The organism is Prosthecobacter fluviatilis, from assembly GCF_042655725.1.
Classification (GTDB): domain Bacteria; phylum Verrucomicrobiota; class Verrucomicrobiia; order Verrucomicrobiales; family Verrucomicrobiaceae; genus Prosthecobacter; species Prosthecobacter fluviatilis.
The window spans coordinates 923,471-939,493 of sequence record NZ_JBHSMQ010000002.1 but is presented as its reverse complement, the minus strand read 5'-3'; the positions used below and the strand labels follow the sequence as shown (position 1 = coordinate 939,493).

Sequence of the window (16,023 nt, the reverse complement as noted above, 5' to 3'; positions counted from 1 at the left end):
GCCGCGGCATCTGGGTTCAATGGATTTTTTGCGTGGCCGGCAGGCTGAATACCCGCCACCCCAATCAGGATGCGGTTGCGTTTTTCACAGCCAGCTCATGCTTCGCCAGCTTCAGGTCGGCATCCACCATGATCTGGACGAGCTCCTTGAACTTCACCTTCGGCTCCCAGCCCAGCTTTTTGCGGGCCTTGGCCGGGTCGCCGATGAGCAGATCCACCTCGGCCGGACGCTCGTAGCGTGCGTCGTATTTGACATACTTTTCCCAGTCGAGATCGAGAGCGCTGAAGGTCTCCTGCACAAACTCCTTCACACTGTGAGTCTCGTTCGTTGCGATCACGTAATCATCCGGCTCATCCTGCTGGAGCATCATCCACATCATCTCCACGTAATCTTTGGCGTAGCCCCAATCGCGCTTTGAGTCCATGTTTCCGAGGGACAGGCTGTCTTGCAGCCCCATTTTGATGCGTGTGGCTGCGCGCGTGATTTTGCGCGTCACAAAGGTCTCCCCGCGGCGTGGCGACTCATGGTTGAAAAGGATGCCGCTGCTGGCATGCAGTCCGTAGCTTTCGCGATAGTTTACCGTGAGCCAGTGACCATAGACCTTCGCACAGGCGTAGGGAGAGCGCGGCCAGAACGGCGTCGTCTCCACTTGGGGCACCTCCTGCACCTTGCCAAACATCTCCGAAGAGGACGCCTGGTAAAAGCGCACCTTGCCCACAAGACCCGTGTCACGGATCGCCTCCAGGATGCGCTGAGTCCCCAGTCCCACAATGTCACCCGTGCTTTCTGGCACATCAAACGACACCCGCACATGGCTCTGAGCGCCAAGGTTGTACACCTCATCCGGCTTCAGTTCATACAGCAGCTTCACAAGCGCCACAGAGTCCATGAGATCTCCGTAGTGCAGGTGCAGGTTTTTCGAAGGCAGGTGCGAATCTGGCTGAAAAAGGTGCTCCAGACGCCCTGTGTTGAAGCTCGACGCCCGGCGAATGATCCCATGCACCTCATAGCCCTTTTCGAGCAGCAGTTCCGTAAGATATGAGCCGTCCTGTCCTGTGATGCCGGTGATGAGCGCTTTTTTCATGAGTCAAATCGAGCGCCGATAAGACAATACCACCCCTCGTTCCGCAAGGGGAAAAGCAGGAACATAACAGTTGCACCCCACCAGACGCCCTATATCCTCCGTGCCCCCTATCCCAGCCCAAATATCACATCATGAGAGCTGACCTCGTCGAACAAGCCGCGCTAATCGTTAAAGATCACCCCGTTCTGATCAACATGGTCTCCAAGCGAGTCCGTCAGATCGTCGCAGGCCATGCTGTCCTGGTGGAACGCCGCCCAGGCCTCCGCGAAGCAGATCTGGCTCTTCTGGAAATCATTCAAGGCAAGATCACCATCGAATCCGTGGACAAGAACTAAGGCCCTGCCCCAACCCGGCAGAACCGCCCGTTTTCATCCACAATTCAGCGGTTCCTTCCGCGCGACACCATGTCAGAGATCGCCACGAACCGCAAAGCTGCACGAGACTACCACATCCTCGAAAAATACGAGGCCGGTCTGGAGCTCCGTGGCACCGAGGTGAAATCCATCCGCCTTGGCAAGCTGAACATCTCCGACGCCTTTGCCCGTGTGGACCGCGGCCAGGTCTGGCTCTACAACTGCGACATCCAGACCTACGACAAGGCCAGCCACACCACCCATGAGCCACGCCGCGCCCGCCGGCTACTGCTTCATAAAAACGAAATCATGAAGCTGCTGGCGCAGACCCAGCAGAAGGGCCTAGCCCTCCCCGTCCTGCGTGCCTACTGGAAAGGCCCGCGCATCAAGATCGAGCTCGGTGTCGGCAAGGGCAAAACTCACGGCGATCAGCGCCAGGACCTCAAGGACAAGGCCGAGAAGCGCGAAGCCGCCCGGACCGTGGCCAATTTCAACGACAAGCACCGCAGGTAGCCCCTCTGCAGACACATCCGTCGTGCCGCCAGCTCAGAAAAAACGTGGCAACTTCAACAGGTGGGCTGGTTGCCCACCCTAAGCTCGGCAACCGGCAACCAAAGAGGAAAACCGGCCGTGAGCGGCTTAGTAAAGTGAGAGTGGCGGCACGGGACACCATTCATCAGATGCTCACGCATGAGAGGCTGCCCAGAATCCCCCTAATGTCTGGCGCCCGGAGCGAACCAGGACTTAAGATCTCTCAACTTATCCCAAATCCCTGGCATCGGCCCCATCTCCTTCAATCGGAGCCTTAGATTGGTCAGAACATGGTGCTCCTCCGTCGTGAATCGTTCGGCGACACGGGCATAGGCCGCTGGCAGGCTGGGATCTCGCACCCCTTCGAGAGCCTGAAGCGTGGTGCGCACAACATTCGGGGAAGGGTCATCCAGCCCTGCAATGAAGACATCCACGTTCTCGTTCTTTCGTTTCAGTTTCCCCAGCGACCAAATGGCGGTCGAACGGATTTCCTCATTGGCATGTTTGCAGAATGGCCTGAGTTCCTCGCCAAAATCCACCCCTGCGTCCTGCAGCAGGTAGCAGGCAAATCGAAACGTTTCCAGTGAGTCGATGGAAGGCATGCGCCCTCTGAGCGGCTTTACCCATTCTGCCACCCGGCCCTTCGCATACCAGTGAAGGCTCTGCAAAGCCGCCAGACAATCCTCATCCTCGGCCATGAGGTGCGCATGGAGAGGAGCCTGTGCCATCGGGCAGGCAAACTTGGCCAGCATTCGCAGCGCGCACCTGCGGACTTCAGCGTCATCATCTTCACAGAGCTCCAGCAGCTTCTGGCAAGTTGCTTTTGACGCCGTCAGCAGTTTTGCCAGCCCCTTGAGAGCCTCCAGCTTTTGGGTGCGGCTGTTTGCACCTGCATACACTCGCATGAGGTGTTCATCATCCCCGCCCAGGGTGTAGCCAAACCAGGATGGCCCATCCTGCCTCAGCACACCAGAGATCACCTCATCCAGCCACCGCTCATACCAGTCGAGAAACGTGTTCTCATACGCAAATGAAACCCTCTGACCGAGGTCCATGTTCAGCACCCGCCCCGCATGTGCGCCATTCAGCACCAAGGCATGAATGTAGGAGCAGCCCTGGGAGCCTAACGGCATCACCCCGGCATAGATTCGGCCCAGCTCAGCTTCATATTCTTCATCCGACCTTTTGCCTGCTTCCTCCAGCCCCTGGGTCAGAGCCGCCCACTCTTCCTCCGTCATGCCAGGCTTGAGCATAGCCAGCTGGCTCAGAACCACAGACGGATGATCCACGATCTCATCCACATACTCGCCCAACGGATAGATGCCATAAAATGGCCCCGCCCCACTCCCCTGAGACGATGGCCCGCCGTTGCCGATCTGCGTCACAAAGGCGCGGTAACACGCCGGCAGCCTCACTGAGTACTCCGCCTCAAAGGCACGCACTTCTTCTTCGCTGGCAGGCGGGTCCAGCTGATACCGGTGCGAGCCTGCCCCAAAGACCTTCAGCCCGCCGTCGGCTTTCTTCGCCGCCTTGAGCTTTGCCCGGATGCGCTGGATCTGATCGTCGTAACTCACCGCCACACTCATGAATGCGTCATCCTAAGGGTGTGTCAGCCCTCTTGTCCACCGCCATGAACACCCGGCCGGCCTGTGCTCCCAGCTCTTATCTTATATTCACGCGGCAACCAGCACGAACGCCATGGTTGCCACGCATGCCACGGCCAATGGGGGCCAAACTGCCTTTCGCTGCAACTCCATGCTCCTCAATGCCATCAAGTGCACCGAGCCAGCGCTGACGGAGGCACTCTGGTTGCCGGTTGCCGTGCTTAGGGTGGGCAACCGGCAACCAGCCTCTTCGGACTGTTAAAAACCCACCGACCCAACCTTTCTGCAAATCGACTCAGTTGACTAAATTTAAGGTGCCGCGAGCACGAATGCCATGTGTCTCTGCCATGATTTCCACCACATGCTCTTTGTCGATTCTTTCGCATTTGCCCATCGCACCTCCCCCTCTAGCATCCGCCTTCTATGAATCGCAAACGCCTCGGCCGCACCGGTATCGTTGTCACAGACATCTGCATGGGAACCATGACCTTTGGCCTGCAGGCCGATGAGAAGACCTCTTTTGCCATCATGGACCGCGCGCTGGAGGCCGGCATCGATTTCTTTGATACCGCGGAGCTCTACCCCGTGCCACCAAGTGCCGAGCTTTTCGGCGTGACGGAGCAGATCGTGGGCAAATGGCTCAAGGGGCAGAAACGTGGCGAGATCATCATCGCCTCCAAGGTCACCGGACCAGGCCATGGATGGTTCCGCCCACCGGTGCGCGGCGGCTTCACCGCGCTGGACCGCCGCCAGATTTTCCAGGCCTGCGAGGACAGCTTGCGCCGCCTGCAGACGGACTACATCGACCTCTACCAGACCCACTGGCCCGACCACGGCATGCAGCAGGAGGAGACACTCGGCGCACTGACCGACCTCATCGACCAGGGCAAAATCCGCGCCTGGGGCGGCAGCAATGAAACCTGCTGGGGCGTCATGAAAAACCTCTGGGAGGCCGAAAAGCACGGTCTCGCCCGCATGGCCACGGTGCAGAACAATTTCTCCCTCATCAACCGCCGCTGCGAAAGCGAGCTGGCGCAGGTCTGCCGCAAGGAAGGAGTCAGCCTCCTGCCCTACTCCCCGCTCGGCGGCGGTGTGCTCTGCGGCAAATACAACGGTGGCGCCCTGCCCAAAGGCGCACGCTTCACCGACTACATCCAGAACGGCGGCCCGCGCCAGCAGCGCATGGCCGCGCGTTTTGTGAATGCGCGCAGCCTTGAGACCACCGCCCGCCTGCAGCTCATCGCCGCCGATCTCGGCGTCAGCGTCACCGCCCTGGCCCTGGCTTGGAGCAAGCAGCACGACTTTGTGGCCTCCACGATCGTCGGCGCCACCACCGTGGCCCAGCTCAATGAAAGCCTCGCCGCCGCCGACCTCGTCCTCAGCGCTGAAACCCTCGCCCGCATCGACGAAATCGACGCCGCCATCCCCTGCCCCATGACCGAGGACGGGCTGAGGAGGTTGTAAGGGCGATTCCATTTTTGATTCCCTCATTTGATCCCCCTGCGTTCGCAGCTTCGAGTGGAACGAGTGGATTCGTTGCAAGATCATGTAACGGCGCAGCGATTACAGCGCGCCTCCCAAAAGAGCTCACAGCAAAGGTTTGTCCGGACGCCATTTGCGGACCTTCCCGCTGTGCCTCCTGGCAACTTCTCAGTCTTGAGAATACTTTTTTCTTGTCGCTCGCAGGCGAGCCACCTAAAACACGCCCGTTCCCGACACCCAACCCACACGCAATCATAAACATGAGCAACGACGGCAAACCCTCAATGGCCCTGTTCTGGGGCTGTTTTATAGCCCTGATCACCACCTCATATGCGTTCTTTTCACGCATGTATCTCTGTGATGTGCGTCTGGGGCTCGACCTCAACATCGACAAGGGCACCATCGGGGCACTCAAGGGTGCGGGCATCTGGCCCTTCGCCATCTCCATCATTCTGTGGAGCCTCATCATTGACCGTATCGGCTACAAAATCGCGATGCTGTTTTCTTTCCTGAGCTACCTCATTTATGCCGCTATGGCATTCATGGCCTACAGTGCCATTCATGGAGTGACCGGTGAGGCTTTGGTGGCTGGTCAGAAAAACGCCTTCAACCTTCTCTACTGGGGCAGCGTGATTCTCGGGCTTGGCAATGGCACCGTGGAAGCGTTCATCAATCCGGTCGTGGCCACCATGTTCAGCAAAGACAAGACCAAATGGCTGAACATCCTTCATGCAGGCTGGCCTGGCGGTCTGGTTGTTGGCGGCCTTTGCACCATTTCTCTGGCTGATGTGGCCAAGACGGGAGACTGGCGCATCGTGCTGGGCCTCGTCCTCGCACCCGCCGTCGTCTACCTTTTCATGCTCATCGGCGCCAAGTTCCCCAAGAACGAGCGCGAAGCTGCAGGGGTCGGTTACGTGGACATGCTGAAAGAGCTGGGCGTGTTTGGTGCCTTCGTCGCCTTTGCCCTCATCTTTGCCCAACTTGACCAGGTGCCCGAATTGAAGGCCGTCTTCTTCAATGCCAACGCCAAGTGGATCTACACCGCCATCGTCGCCATCGTCTTCGGCGTCATAACCAGGAGCTTTGGCCGCCCCCTGCTTGCTTTCATGATCGTCATCATGATGCCGCTCGCCACCACGGAAATCGGCACGGACGGCTGGATCAGTGGTCTGATGGAAAAGCCCATGGAAGCCGCCGGTAAAAATCCAGGCTGGGTGCTGATCTACACGTCCGCCATCATGATGGTCCTCCGATTCTTCGCCGGCCCCATCGTTCACAAGTTCTCCGCCATTGGCCTGCTCGTCATCAGTGCCATCCTCGCCATCGCCGGGCTCACCGCCCTCTCCTACACCGGCAATTCCGGTCTGTTCGCCATCTTTGCGGCAGCCACTCTCTATGCCTTCGGCAAGACCTTCTTCTGGCCCACCATGCTCGGCATCACCGCAGAGCAGAGCCCCAAAGGCGGCGCTCTCACACTCAATGCCATGTCCGGCATCGGCATGCTGGCAGTCGGCATCCTTGGCTTCCCCTTCATCGGCGGCCTGCAGGAAGACACCACCACCAAGCTCATCGCCGCAAAGAACCCGGCGCTGGTGCAGCAGATCACCACGGACCAGAGCTACGTGCTTGGCCCTTACAAAGCCGTCGATCCCGCCAAGGCTGCAGGCGTGACCAGTGATGCCGACAAGGCCACCATCGTCGAAGCCACCAAGCACGGCCAGTTCAGCGCCTTGGGCAAAATGGCCCTGTTCCCGACCTTCATGCTCGCCTGCTATCTGGCCATGTTCTTCTACTTCAAGTCCCGCGGAGGCTACAAAGCAGTGGACATCAACGCCTCCCACTAGCACCACTCCACCGTTCTTTTCGGGGCGGCTTTCCTCGCGGTCGGCCGCCCTGTTTTTTTCACCCACACAACACACCCGCATCAGCACATCACACACTCCTCTATGAGCGACAAAAATCGAATGAGACTACTCTGGGCCGGCTTCATGGCCATTCTTGCCGCCGGCGTCGGCTTCAGCATCCGCAACGGCATTGGAGGCCAGTGGGCCAGCCTCTTCGGTTTCACCGGCCTGCAGGTGGGTCTCATTGGCGGGGCGGGCTTCAGCGGCTTCTGCTTCGGCATCATCATCGGCGGCGTCATCGTGGACAGGATCGGCTACGGCAAGCTCGTCGTCACCGCCTTCTTGCTGCATCTCCTCTCCGCAGCCATCACGCTCATCCCCTCTGCGGGCATGGCTCAGCAGAGCGCCTTCCTGGCCCTCTTCATCGGCACCTTCACCTTCTCTCTGGCAAACGGCACGCTGGAAGCCGTGGCCAATCCCCTGGTCGCCACCCTCTTCCCTGAAAACCGCACACACTACCTCAACATCCTCCACGCCTCCTGGCCTGCAGGCATGATCCTCGGCGCGCTCATCACCCTCGCCGTCGGCTCCTCCTGGAGCTGGAAGGCGCAGCTCGCCCTCTACCTCGTCCCCACCGTGATCTACGGTTTCATGTTCTTCGGCCAGTCCTTCCCACGCTCCGAAGCCTCCGCCAAGGGCCTCTCCCTGGGTGAGATGATGAAGGACGTCGGCATCCTCGGCGGCGCAGTCGCCGGCTTCTTCCTCTATCTTTTCACCCGCGATGCCCTGGGCGGCAACATCCTCCGCGGCCTCACAGGCTCTGACTTCTTCGTCAGCGCTAACTGGAACTACATCTCCATGGCTGCAGGCGCAGGCTTCCTCCTCTGGGTGGCGGTCATCACCAAGTTTGCCATCGGTCACTGGCTGCTCTTCGTGCTCTTCCTTGCCCATTCCATCATCGGCTCGCTGGAGCTCGGCACCGACTCCTGGATCGAAGCCATCAACGGCACCATCCTCAGCCCTTCTGAAGGCAAAATCCTCTTCATCTTTGCTTCGGCCATGATGTTCGGCCTGCGCTTCTGCGCCCACTGGATTGAGGACAAGCTGAAGTTCTCCCCCATCACCATTCTCTTTGTCTGCTCCCTCTTCGCCATCGCCGGCCTGTATGCCGCCTCAGGCGTGACCGCCATCGGCATGGCCTTCGGTGCCATGCTCATCTACAGCATCGGCAAGACCTTCTTCTGGCCCACCATGCTCGCCGTGGTGTCCGACCGATTCCCCAGCACCGGTGCCGTGGCCATCAGCATGATGGGCGGCATCGCCATGCTCTCTGTCGGTCAGCTCGGCGGCCCCGGCCTTGGCTATGGCAAAGACCGCTTCACTGCGGAGCATATGAAGGCCAACGGCCAGACCGCCATCCTCGAAGCCAACAAGGCCGAGAAGCCCAGCCAGTGGCTGGAGTTCGAAGCCGTCTCCGCACTCGATGGCAAGAAGCTCGAAGAAGCCAAGAGCGTCGCCGCAGACAAGCGCACCCCTGAACAGAAGGCCATGGCCGAAGCTGAGATCGCCGGCTGCCGCAAGCTCCTGCGCACAGACGCCATGCTCCCCATCGGCATGGCTGTGATCTACCTCCTGCTGCTCTTCTACTTCAAGTCCATCGGCGGCTACAAGCCCCTGACCATCGCCGAAGAAGAAGCTGCCAAGGCCTGATCCTTCGCTCACTTTTCCCCGCGCGGCGTCCCCTCACCGGGACGCCGTTTTTATTTCCCGCCTTGCAAGGACCTTGAAACTTTGAACCTTAAACCTGAAACTCAAACACCCCATGCCCACCTACGTTTACGAAACCATCCCCCAGTTTGAAGGAGAGCCCACCAAGCGCTTCGAAGTCCGCCAGAGCATGAAGGACGCCGCCCTCACCCAGCATCCGGACAGCGGCCAGCCCATCCGCCGCGTGCCCATCGGCGGCACCGGCATCATGGGTGGCAGCAGCAGTGGTGGCAGCATGCCCTCCGGCGGCGGCTCCTGCGGCAGCGGCTGCGGGTGCCACTAAGAAGGCCTGCTCAGGATAGTGGACCGCTCAGTCCTCTGAGCGGCACGCAATCCCCCTGCTGAACAAAGTCACCTCAGACTCCGCAGAAACTTGTGCGCGCGGTTCTGCATTCACACTCCGGAGAGCCTCTGGGTGAAGTCGGGGCATGAACAGACGCGAAAGCCCTGGCCGCTGGCTATTCCTTGGGTTCGGTGTCTTCCGCAGGCTGTGATTGCTCAGGACTTGTCTCGCCTTTATTGCGCAGCAGCCTCGCCGCATAAAAGCCGTCAAAAGCGCCCGTCTCCGGCGTGCGGTGCAGCTCTTCCTCCAGCGTCCATTCCGCGCCGTGCTTGGAGAGAAAGGCCTGCACCTGCCTCTCATTCTCGCTCGGCAGGATGCTGCACGTCGCATACACCAGCTTGCCACCGGGCGCGACCATGCGGCTGTAGCTCTCCAAAATCTCCGCCTGCAGGGCGATGAGGCGGTCGATCTCCGCATCGCTCAGCTTCCATTTGGCGTCCGGGTTGCGGCGCAGCACGCCCATGCCGGAGCACGGCACATCCAGCAGCACACGATCCGCTTTTTGAGCGAGCCGCTTCACCGTCTTGGAGCCTTCGATCTCCCTCGCCTCAATGATGTCCACACCGGCACGGGAAGCCCGCTTGCGCAGTTCCGCCAGCTTCCACGAATGCACATCCATCGCCAGCAGGCGGCCCTTGTTGCGCATGAGTGCCGCAAGGTGCAGCGCCTTGCCACCGCCACCGGCACAGGCATCGATCACCCGCATCCCCGGCTCCGGCTGCAAGAAAGGCGCGATGAGTTGGGAGGCCGCATCCTGCACCTCAAACAAACCCGCTTTGTAAGCCGCAGTGCCAAACAAATTCGCCCGCTGCTTCAGGCGCAGCGCGCTGGGCACCTGCTCCACCGCCTCCGTTTCATAGCCTTCCTGTCCCAGTTTCTCACGCAGCGCACGGCGGTCGTTTTTCAGTGTGTTCACACGCATGAAGACATCGGCAGGCTGGTTCAGCGCTTCGCGCAGCGCGGGCCATGCATCCCCTAGCTCACGGCTGCCACGCGCGTCCAGCCAGTCAGGGATGGCCGCACGTATCGCCGGAGACGCCCCCTCCTTCGCACGCTTCAAAACATCGCCCGGCTTCACCTCAGGCGCGTTTTCATCCTTGGGCAGATCACGCCCGTTGGTGATCCAGTAGGCCGCCCACACACGCCAAAGACGCTCTGGCGTGATGTTCTCCGGCTGCGTGTGTTCCTCATCCGGCAGTCCGGCCAGGTGCCAGAACCACCGCCACCAGCGCACGCATTCATAAATGGACTCCGCAAAGATGCGCCTGTCCCGGCTGCCCCACTTGCGATGCCGCTTAAAGGTGTATTCGATGACCTTGTCAGCATATCTTTTGCCCACAAACACCTCTCCGAGTGAGAGGATGATTTCGTCGAGCAGATGGGGCGGGAGCTTCATCCTGCGTCGATAGTCCGCCCATCGTCACGATGCAAGCTGACAACAGGGGTCCGGCAGAAGGTTCCTTATCGGGACACGTCCCTGCCCCTGCTGTGGGGATGAGGATGGCGCTCTTCCAGGCAGGTGCGCTTTTTTCCTCAGCGCCGCCTGCGCGCCACAAGACCTAGGAGACCGAGCAGCAGCAAACACGCCCGCCCGGGCTCCGGCACCACGACGATGATGCCGTAGGTCTGAAAGGCGCTCACATCCCAGCCGAACCCCGCCCCCAGCGCCGAAAGATCCAGATCTCCGGCGATGGCATTGCCGCTCGCATCCACAAAGGTCAGGCCACCCACGTCAAAGTTTCCGCTGATCGCCGCGCCGCCCCAGTCGACCAGATTGAACACCTGCCCGACGGCCACCGAGCCCAGGCTGGCGTTCACCACCACCGAGCCCTGCCCCCATGAGACACCGGCACGGTCCCCGATGCTCAGCGTCGCATTCGTCCCGGTCAGATTGATGAAGTCGTGATTGCCCACGCTGCCCGGCGCCACATTCCACGCCGCAAGCGCCCCCGCCTCACTGCTGAAGAGAGCCTGCGCGTTGCTGTAGTCGTGCCCGTTGTAGTGGAAAAGGCCGCCCGAGTAGGAAATCACATTCCCAGCCACCGTCGGGCTGGAGATACCCAGGCGGATTTGCGCACCGTCATTCACCGTAAGCGCCGTGTTGGCCGCCGTAAAGGTCAGCGTGTTGTTGCTGGTCACAGTCGTGCTCGCAGTGCCCCCCGTCGTCACATCACCGGGCTGCAGCACCGACCCCGCCCTCAGCACCGTCGCTCCCTGCACCACGCCGGAGCCTGCCAGCGTCGCACCGCTGGCCACCGTCACAGCCCCTGTGCCCGAGGTGCCTGTGCCATTGCTGCCCACCTGCAGCGTGCTGCCATTGACCTGGGTAGCACCCGTGTAAGTGCTCGTGCCAGACAGCACCACCGCGCTGGTGCCGCTGCCCGCGATGGTCAGTCCCAGATTGTTTCCGCCATCACCAATGCTGCCGGTGAAGACCGTGTTCGCACCCGAGTTTTGCGTCAGCGTGCGTGAGCCACCCGCCAGCGTCACATTTCCGGTAAACGTGAGCACCTTGTCCTGGCTGGCCGTCCCGCTGGTTATCACCGTGGTGTCCGCGCTCAGCTGAATGTTATTGCCGATCGTGATGGCATACGACGTTGTGGCGCGGATGGAGGAGCCGTTGAAAATCACCGTCCCCTGCCCGAACGGACCGCCCGTCGGCGCAGCCGCCGGGCCGGTTGAGCTGGACTGCGGAATCACCAGTGCGACCTGCAGCATCGTATTGCCTGTGTAGGTGTTCATCTGCGTCGCCAGGACCAGGGTGCCGCTGCCGGAATAGGTGACTCCGGCGCTGCCCGTGACCACAGAGCTGATGAACGTGTTGCCCACGGAATTGATCGTGATGAGTCCCTCTCGGGTGCCAAAGTCGAGGGTCCCGCCATTGATGCCCACGCCGTTGCCCGAAGTGAAAAGAATGGCACCGCTGCTCACTTTCAGTGTCTGCCCGGAGGCCACAGTGATACTGCCGCCGTCGAGAATCAGCGAATTGATCGCAGCCGATGCGTTGACAGACGTGGCGGCGGTGACTCGCGTGTTGTTCCCGGCCACGATCGCATTCAGCGTAAATTCATCGATGGGATTCAGCGGACGCAGCCCCGTCGTGGCACTGTACGTCATAAAGGTGTTCGGCGTTCCCGTCGCCGTGCCCAGACCGCCGGTGAGCAACGACGCCTCTCCCAGCAGATAGGGCACGATGCGTGTGTTCTGCGCCCCCGAATTGATGCCCGTCGAAAGCGCGTCTGTGCCACCCACCAGATCCGGCACGACAGTGAAAAAGACCCGAGCCACGCTGGACGTGCTGGTCGCATTCATGCCCAGATTCACACCATTCACCAGCAGCAGCCCGCCCTGCGCCAGCCGGCTGATCTGATTGGCATTCAGCGTGGCCGTGTTGGTTCCGCCATAGATCACGCTGAGCGTTTTCAGCCCGGAGTTCAGCGTGAGGTTGCGCAGGCTCTCGCTCGAGTTTGTGCCCGCCTGATCCGAACCTTTGTAAACAAAGGAGCCGCCTTTGAAGGCAAAGTCAGCCGTGTCTGCCAGCCGGTTGTTGTTGCTGTTGCTGGCACCCGTGTTGTCGATCATGAAGATGCCGCCATTGAGGAAAAAACTGGTCGAGGCCAGCGAACCGCTGGCACCGTAGGTCGAGACCGCAGCGCCCACCTGAAGGGTGCCGCCATTGACAGTCGTGGTGCCGGTGTAGGTGTTGGCAGCGATGAGCACCTGCGTGCTCGCACCGCCCTTCACCAGCGAAAGCCCGCCCGCACCACTGCTGCCATCCTTCAAGATGCCGGCAAAATAAGTGGTGTTCGCGGCCGGGTCCGAAATCGTCAGCGTGGACGCGGTGCCGGTGGCGTTGTTGGCCACGGACAAAACTGCGCCGGAGGCATGGAAGGCGGAGGTGTCCAGCGCACGCAGTGTCAGCACATGGCCGCTGAGATCCAGCGTTATCGACTTGGTCGCCTGAGTGCTGCTGATCACGGTCAGGCGGCTCGCGGCATTGATCGCATTGTCCACCGCGATGATGAGGGACGAGCCTGCCCCCCCATTGCTGAAAAGCTGGGTGTCACCCGTGTAGGTGTTCACCGCCTTCAGGATCGTCGTCGAGGTGTCAGCACGGCCGAAAAGGATCGGGGCGGTGCCGCTGATGACGCCAGACACCGTCAGCGTGCCACCGACACCGCTCCCAATGCGCGCGTCAGTCCCCGTGACTATGACATTCCCGGCCCACTCGGCTGTGGCGTTTACCGCAGTTTGCAGCGCTCCATTATTGTTACCCCCGGTGCTGGTGATGGTGATCGTCTCCCCCGTCACCACGACGCCGTTGGCCAGCACCACGCGGGACAGAGCCCCGACCGTCGTGCCGCCTGCAGTCCCGCCCAGCGCGGTGTTGCTGGCCACCACGAGTTCCGTGTTCGAGCCCGACAAAGTCGTAAGCCCTGTGTAGGTGTTGGCTCCCGAAAGAGTCAGGCTTCCGCCACCGCCCAGAGTCAGATTCACTACGCCAGCACCATTTTGAATGACGCCGCTGTATGTGGTCACACTGGTCCCTGAAACTGTGAGCGTGGCCGCCGCGCTGCCGCTGTTGGTGATGTAGCTGCCTCCCGTGCCAAAGCTTGCACCGCTCCGCTGCAACCCGGCGACAGTTTGGTTGAAGCCGTTCAGATTAAAGGTGGCGTCGTCATTCACTCCTGCAGCCGCTACGGAGTCCACATCCAGCACCGTCGTCGTCGGCAGCGCATTGGCACTGCCGAGTTTCAGCATGCCGCGGATGATCTGGGTAATCCCGGTGTAGGTGTTTCCCGTCCCGCTGATGATCACCGTGCCCGTGCCGGCCTCTCCGGAAATGGCCAGAGCGCTTGCGGCACCATTCTGAATGCCCCCGCTGACAGTCAGCACACCGCCTGCCTGTGCGCCCAATCGCGCGCCGGCAGACTCCAGCGTCACCACGCCTGCCCATTCCGCCGCGCCACCTGTCACTGCCTGCAGCACCCCCATGCTGTTGCCCCCGCTGCCAGAGATTCCCACCGTCTCTCCCGTCACCTTGATGCCGTTCGCCAGCGAGAGCGTCGCGCCCGTGGCCACGCTCGTCCCGGCTGAGGTGCCCCCCAGCGCCGTGTTGCTGCCCACCGTGAGCACCCCGGCACTCACGGTGGTGAGCCCGGTGTAAGTGTTCGTGCCGGAAAGCGTCAGCGTGCCAGTGCCGGTCTTGATCAAAGCACCGCCCGCACCGCTGATGACTCCGGCAAAAACCGTGCTGGCATTGCTTCCCCCGAGGGTCAGCGTGGCACTGCCCAGAGTCACCTCGCCGCCCGTGATTCCGCCGCCTGCCAGCGAACCCACCGCCTGGTTAAAGCCGTTCAGATCCAGCACGGCACCCGCCACATTGGCCAGAGTCACAGCAGAGCTGACGCCAAACACCGTGCCAGCGCCCGCCGCACCAGCCCGCAGGGTACCCGCCAGGATGTTCGTCGCCCCGGTGTAGGTGTTGGTGCCCGAGAGCGTCAGCACCCCCGCCCCGGTCTTCGTCAGGCCAAAATTGTTTTCATTCAGACCAGCCCCGCCCAGCACGCCGCCAAAAGTGTTCGTGCCGCTGACATTGAGCGTCAGCGTGGCAGCAATGGCGTTGCCGTTGATCACGCTGTTGCCGGTCCCCGTCCCCGCTGTCAGCAGTCCGGCGAGCGTCTGACTGTTCGAGTCGAGCTTCAGCACGCCACTGTCATTGGTGGAGCCATCGCCCAGCGTCACCACCGTCCCGGTAGGCAGGCGGTCATTTCCAGAGCTCAGGATCAGCTTTCCATTTTTGATGAACGTGCCGCCAGTGTAGGTGCTGGCACCAGCAAGCGTGAGCGTGCCGCTGCCCACCTTCGTCAGTCCACCATCCAGCGTGCTCCCCAGCGCCACGTCATGCACCAGCGGCGCCGCGATGACGACATTGAAACTCTGCGTGTCGATGATCGCCCCGCCTGCCTGCACATTCGCGGTGAACTGGCCGAGATTCGCCAGAAACAAGGTGTTGTCCTGCCGCGCCTGCAGCGTGCCGCCGTTGAAATTCAGCGCCGCATCAATGCCCACAGAGGTTACACTTCGCACAATGGAGCCCACCGACAGAGTGCCGCCGTCGAGATTGACCACCGACTCATAGACACCAGCCGCCTGGGTGGAACTGCCGGTATTGTTTTGCAGATCCAACGTCGTCACTTCAAACGAACCGCTGTTGATGTCCAGGGTTGCCTGGGTGTTGCCCAAGCCGCCGTAAAACACCGCAAAGGTGGATGCGCTTCCCGTGCCTGTGATCTTGCGGTAGATGCCGCCGTCGATGCTGAGCACCCCCACCGCATTCGTCCCGTTGACCATTCCGTCAGGAGCCGAACTCGTGCTTTCAAAGATGCCACCTGTGATCGACATCGCTCCGTTGGCACCGTTCGCAATGAACAACGAACGGCCCAGAGAGCCGCCGCTAAGCACCGTGTGCCCCTGCGCAGCCGCATAGACCAGCGTCTGCGCTCCCTGCACATTCAGCCGCCAGGGCACCGGAGAAGCCGTGTCACCACCCGTCGGCGAAGGCGCAGCCCCCCCCGACCAGTTGGTGCCAACAGCAAAGTCAGAACTGGTCGCGCCCGTCCAGCTGAAATCCGCAGCACTCAGTGGAAATGCCAGCAGTGCGGCAAACAAAGAAAGCGATATGCTACGGAGATCACGCCGACGAACGCCGGGGGATGGCGCTAAGTCACGAATCATGAGGTTGGTTTTCGTTTAGATAGTGCCCGCTCATGGCCTGTCAACCTGCATGGCCTTTCGTCCAAATGCTCACTTTTGCGTCGTTTCATCAAGGACGGGACAAAGACCCACACATCCTCTGCTAAGCATGTTTTTGATTATCCCTCACCAACTGAGGCCGCCGTTGGCCTGTTCCGCTGTCCCGGCAGCCTTCATGCCCGGCGGAATCCGGCCCGTTTTCGTCTTCGTCCAGACCCCAAGAAATCACTGGCCCCAGCGTGGAAGCAGCTTAGTCTGC

General features: G+C 61.0%; 10 protein-coding genes. 6 read left to right on the top strand and 4 right to left on the bottom strand.

Annotation, left to right across the window (positions count from 1 at the left end; genetic code table 11):
- Positions 1-64: 64 nt before the first annotated feature.
- The gene (gene gmd / locus ACFQDI_RS08725) at positions 65-1,084 is read right to left on the bottom strand and encodes a GDP-mannose 4,6-dehydratase (protein ID WP_377165520.1); all 1,020 of its coding nucleotides are present in this window, start codon (positions 1,082-1,084) and stop codon (positions 65-67) included.
- 131 nt (positions 1,085-1,215) lie between these two features.
- Between gmd and ACFQDI_RS08720 the strand changes: the two genes are divergently transcribed.
- Positions 1,216-1,419, top strand: a complete 204-nt coding sequence (locus tag ACFQDI_RS08720; RefSeq protein ID WP_377165518.1) for a DNA-directed RNA polymerase subunit omega — start codon at positions 1,216-1,218, stop codon at positions 1,417-1,419.
- Between the two features lie 69 nt (positions 1,420-1,488).
- On the top strand, positions 1,489-1,950 hold the full coding sequence (gene smpB / locus ACFQDI_RS08715; protein ID WP_377165516.1) for an SsrA-binding protein SmpB: 462 nt from the start codon (positions 1,489-1,491) through the stop codon (positions 1,948-1,950).
- Between the two features lie 200 nt (positions 1,951-2,150).
- Here smpB and ACFQDI_RS08710 read toward each other — a convergent pair whose 3' ends face one another.
- A complete protein-coding gene (locus ACFQDI_RS08710; RefSeq protein WP_377165514.1) occupies positions 2,151-3,554 on the bottom strand; it encodes a HEAT repeat domain-containing protein in 1,404 nt (467 codons plus the stop codon).
- A 441-nt stretch (positions 3,555-3,995) separates the two neighbouring features.
- Between ACFQDI_RS08710 and ACFQDI_RS08705 the strand changes: the two genes are divergently transcribed.
- From ACFQDI_RS08705 to ACFQDI_RS08690, 4 genes are all read left to right on the top strand, one after another.
- The gene (locus ACFQDI_RS08705) at positions 3,996-5,036 is read left to right on the top strand and encodes an aldo/keto reductase (protein ID WP_377165512.1); all 1,041 of its coding nucleotides are present in this window, start codon (positions 3,996-3,998) and stop codon (positions 5,034-5,036) included.
- A gap of 365 nt (positions 5,037-5,401) precedes the next feature.
- The gene (locus ACFQDI_RS08700; RefSeq protein ID WP_377165510.1) at positions 5,402-6,898 is read left to right on the top strand and encodes an MFS transporter; all 1,497 of its coding nucleotides are present in this window, start codon (positions 5,402-5,404) and stop codon (positions 6,896-6,898) included.
- Between the two features lie 120 nt (positions 6,899-7,018).
- On the top strand, positions 7,019-8,608 hold the full coding sequence (locus ACFQDI_RS08695; protein ID WP_377165508.1) for an MFS transporter: 1,590 nt from the start codon (positions 7,019-7,021) through the stop codon (positions 8,606-8,608).
- 112 nt (positions 8,609-8,720) lie between these two features.
- Positions 8,721-8,948 carry an FmdB family zinc ribbon protein gene (locus ACFQDI_RS08690; protein ID WP_377165506.1) on the top strand — a complete coding sequence of 76 codons (228 nt, stop codon included), beginning with the start codon at positions 8,721-8,723 and terminating at the stop codon, positions 8,946-8,948.
- A 175-nt stretch (positions 8,949-9,123) separates the two neighbouring features.
- Here ACFQDI_RS08690 and ACFQDI_RS08685 read toward each other — a convergent pair whose 3' ends face one another.
- The gene (locus tag ACFQDI_RS08685; protein WP_377165504.1) at positions 9,124-10,404 is read right to left on the bottom strand and encodes an RsmB/NOP family class I SAM-dependent RNA methyltransferase; all 1,281 of its coding nucleotides are present in this window, start codon (positions 10,402-10,404) and stop codon (positions 9,124-9,126) included.
- Between the two features lie 137 nt (positions 10,405-10,541).
- Complete coding sequence (locus tag ACFQDI_RS08680) at positions 10,542-15,746, bottom strand: beta strand repeat-containing protein (protein ID WP_377165502.1); 5,205 nt, start codon at positions 15,744-15,746, stop codon at positions 10,542-10,544.
- Positions 15,747-16,023 lie beyond the last annotated feature (277 nt).

Bases quoted from the DNA above. Each gene is read 5' to 3' on its own strand.
- gmd (WP_377165520.1), bottom strand. From the start codon at position 1,084: ATGAAAAAAGCGCTCATCACCGGCATCACAGGACAGGACGGCTCATAT.
- ACFQDI_RS08720 (WP_377165518.1), top strand. From the start codon at position 1,216: ATGAGAGCTGACCTCGTCGAACAAGCCGCGCTAATCGTTAAAGATCAC.
- smpB (WP_377165516.1), top strand. From the start codon at position 1,489: ATGTCAGAGATCGCCACGAACCGCAAAGCTGCACGAGACTACCACATC.
- ACFQDI_RS08710 (WP_377165514.1), bottom strand. From the start codon at position 3,554: ATGAGTGTGGCGGTGAGTTACGACGATCAGATCCAGCGCATCCGGGCA.
- ACFQDI_RS08705 (WP_377165512.1), top strand. From the start codon at position 3,996: ATGAATCGCAAACGCCTCGGCCGCACCGGTATCGTTGTCACAGACATC.
- ACFQDI_RS08700 (WP_377165510.1), top strand. From the start codon at position 5,402: ATGTATCTCTGTGATGTGCGTCTGGGGCTCGACCTCAACATCGACAAG.
- ACFQDI_RS08695 (WP_377165508.1), top strand. From the start codon at position 7,019: ATGAGACTACTCTGGGCCGGCTTCATGGCCATTCTTGCCGCCGGCGTC.
- ACFQDI_RS08690 (WP_377165506.1), top strand. From the start codon at position 8,721: ATGCCCACCTACGTTTACGAAACCATCCCCCAGTTTGAAGGAGAGCCC.
- ACFQDI_RS08685 (WP_377165504.1), bottom strand. From the start codon at position 10,404: ATGAAGCTCCCGCCCCATCTGCTCGACGAAATCATCCTCTCACTCGGA.
- ACFQDI_RS08680 (WP_377165502.1), bottom strand. From the start codon at position 15,746: ATGATTCGTGACTTAGCGCCATCCCCCGGCGTTCGTCGGCGTGATCTC.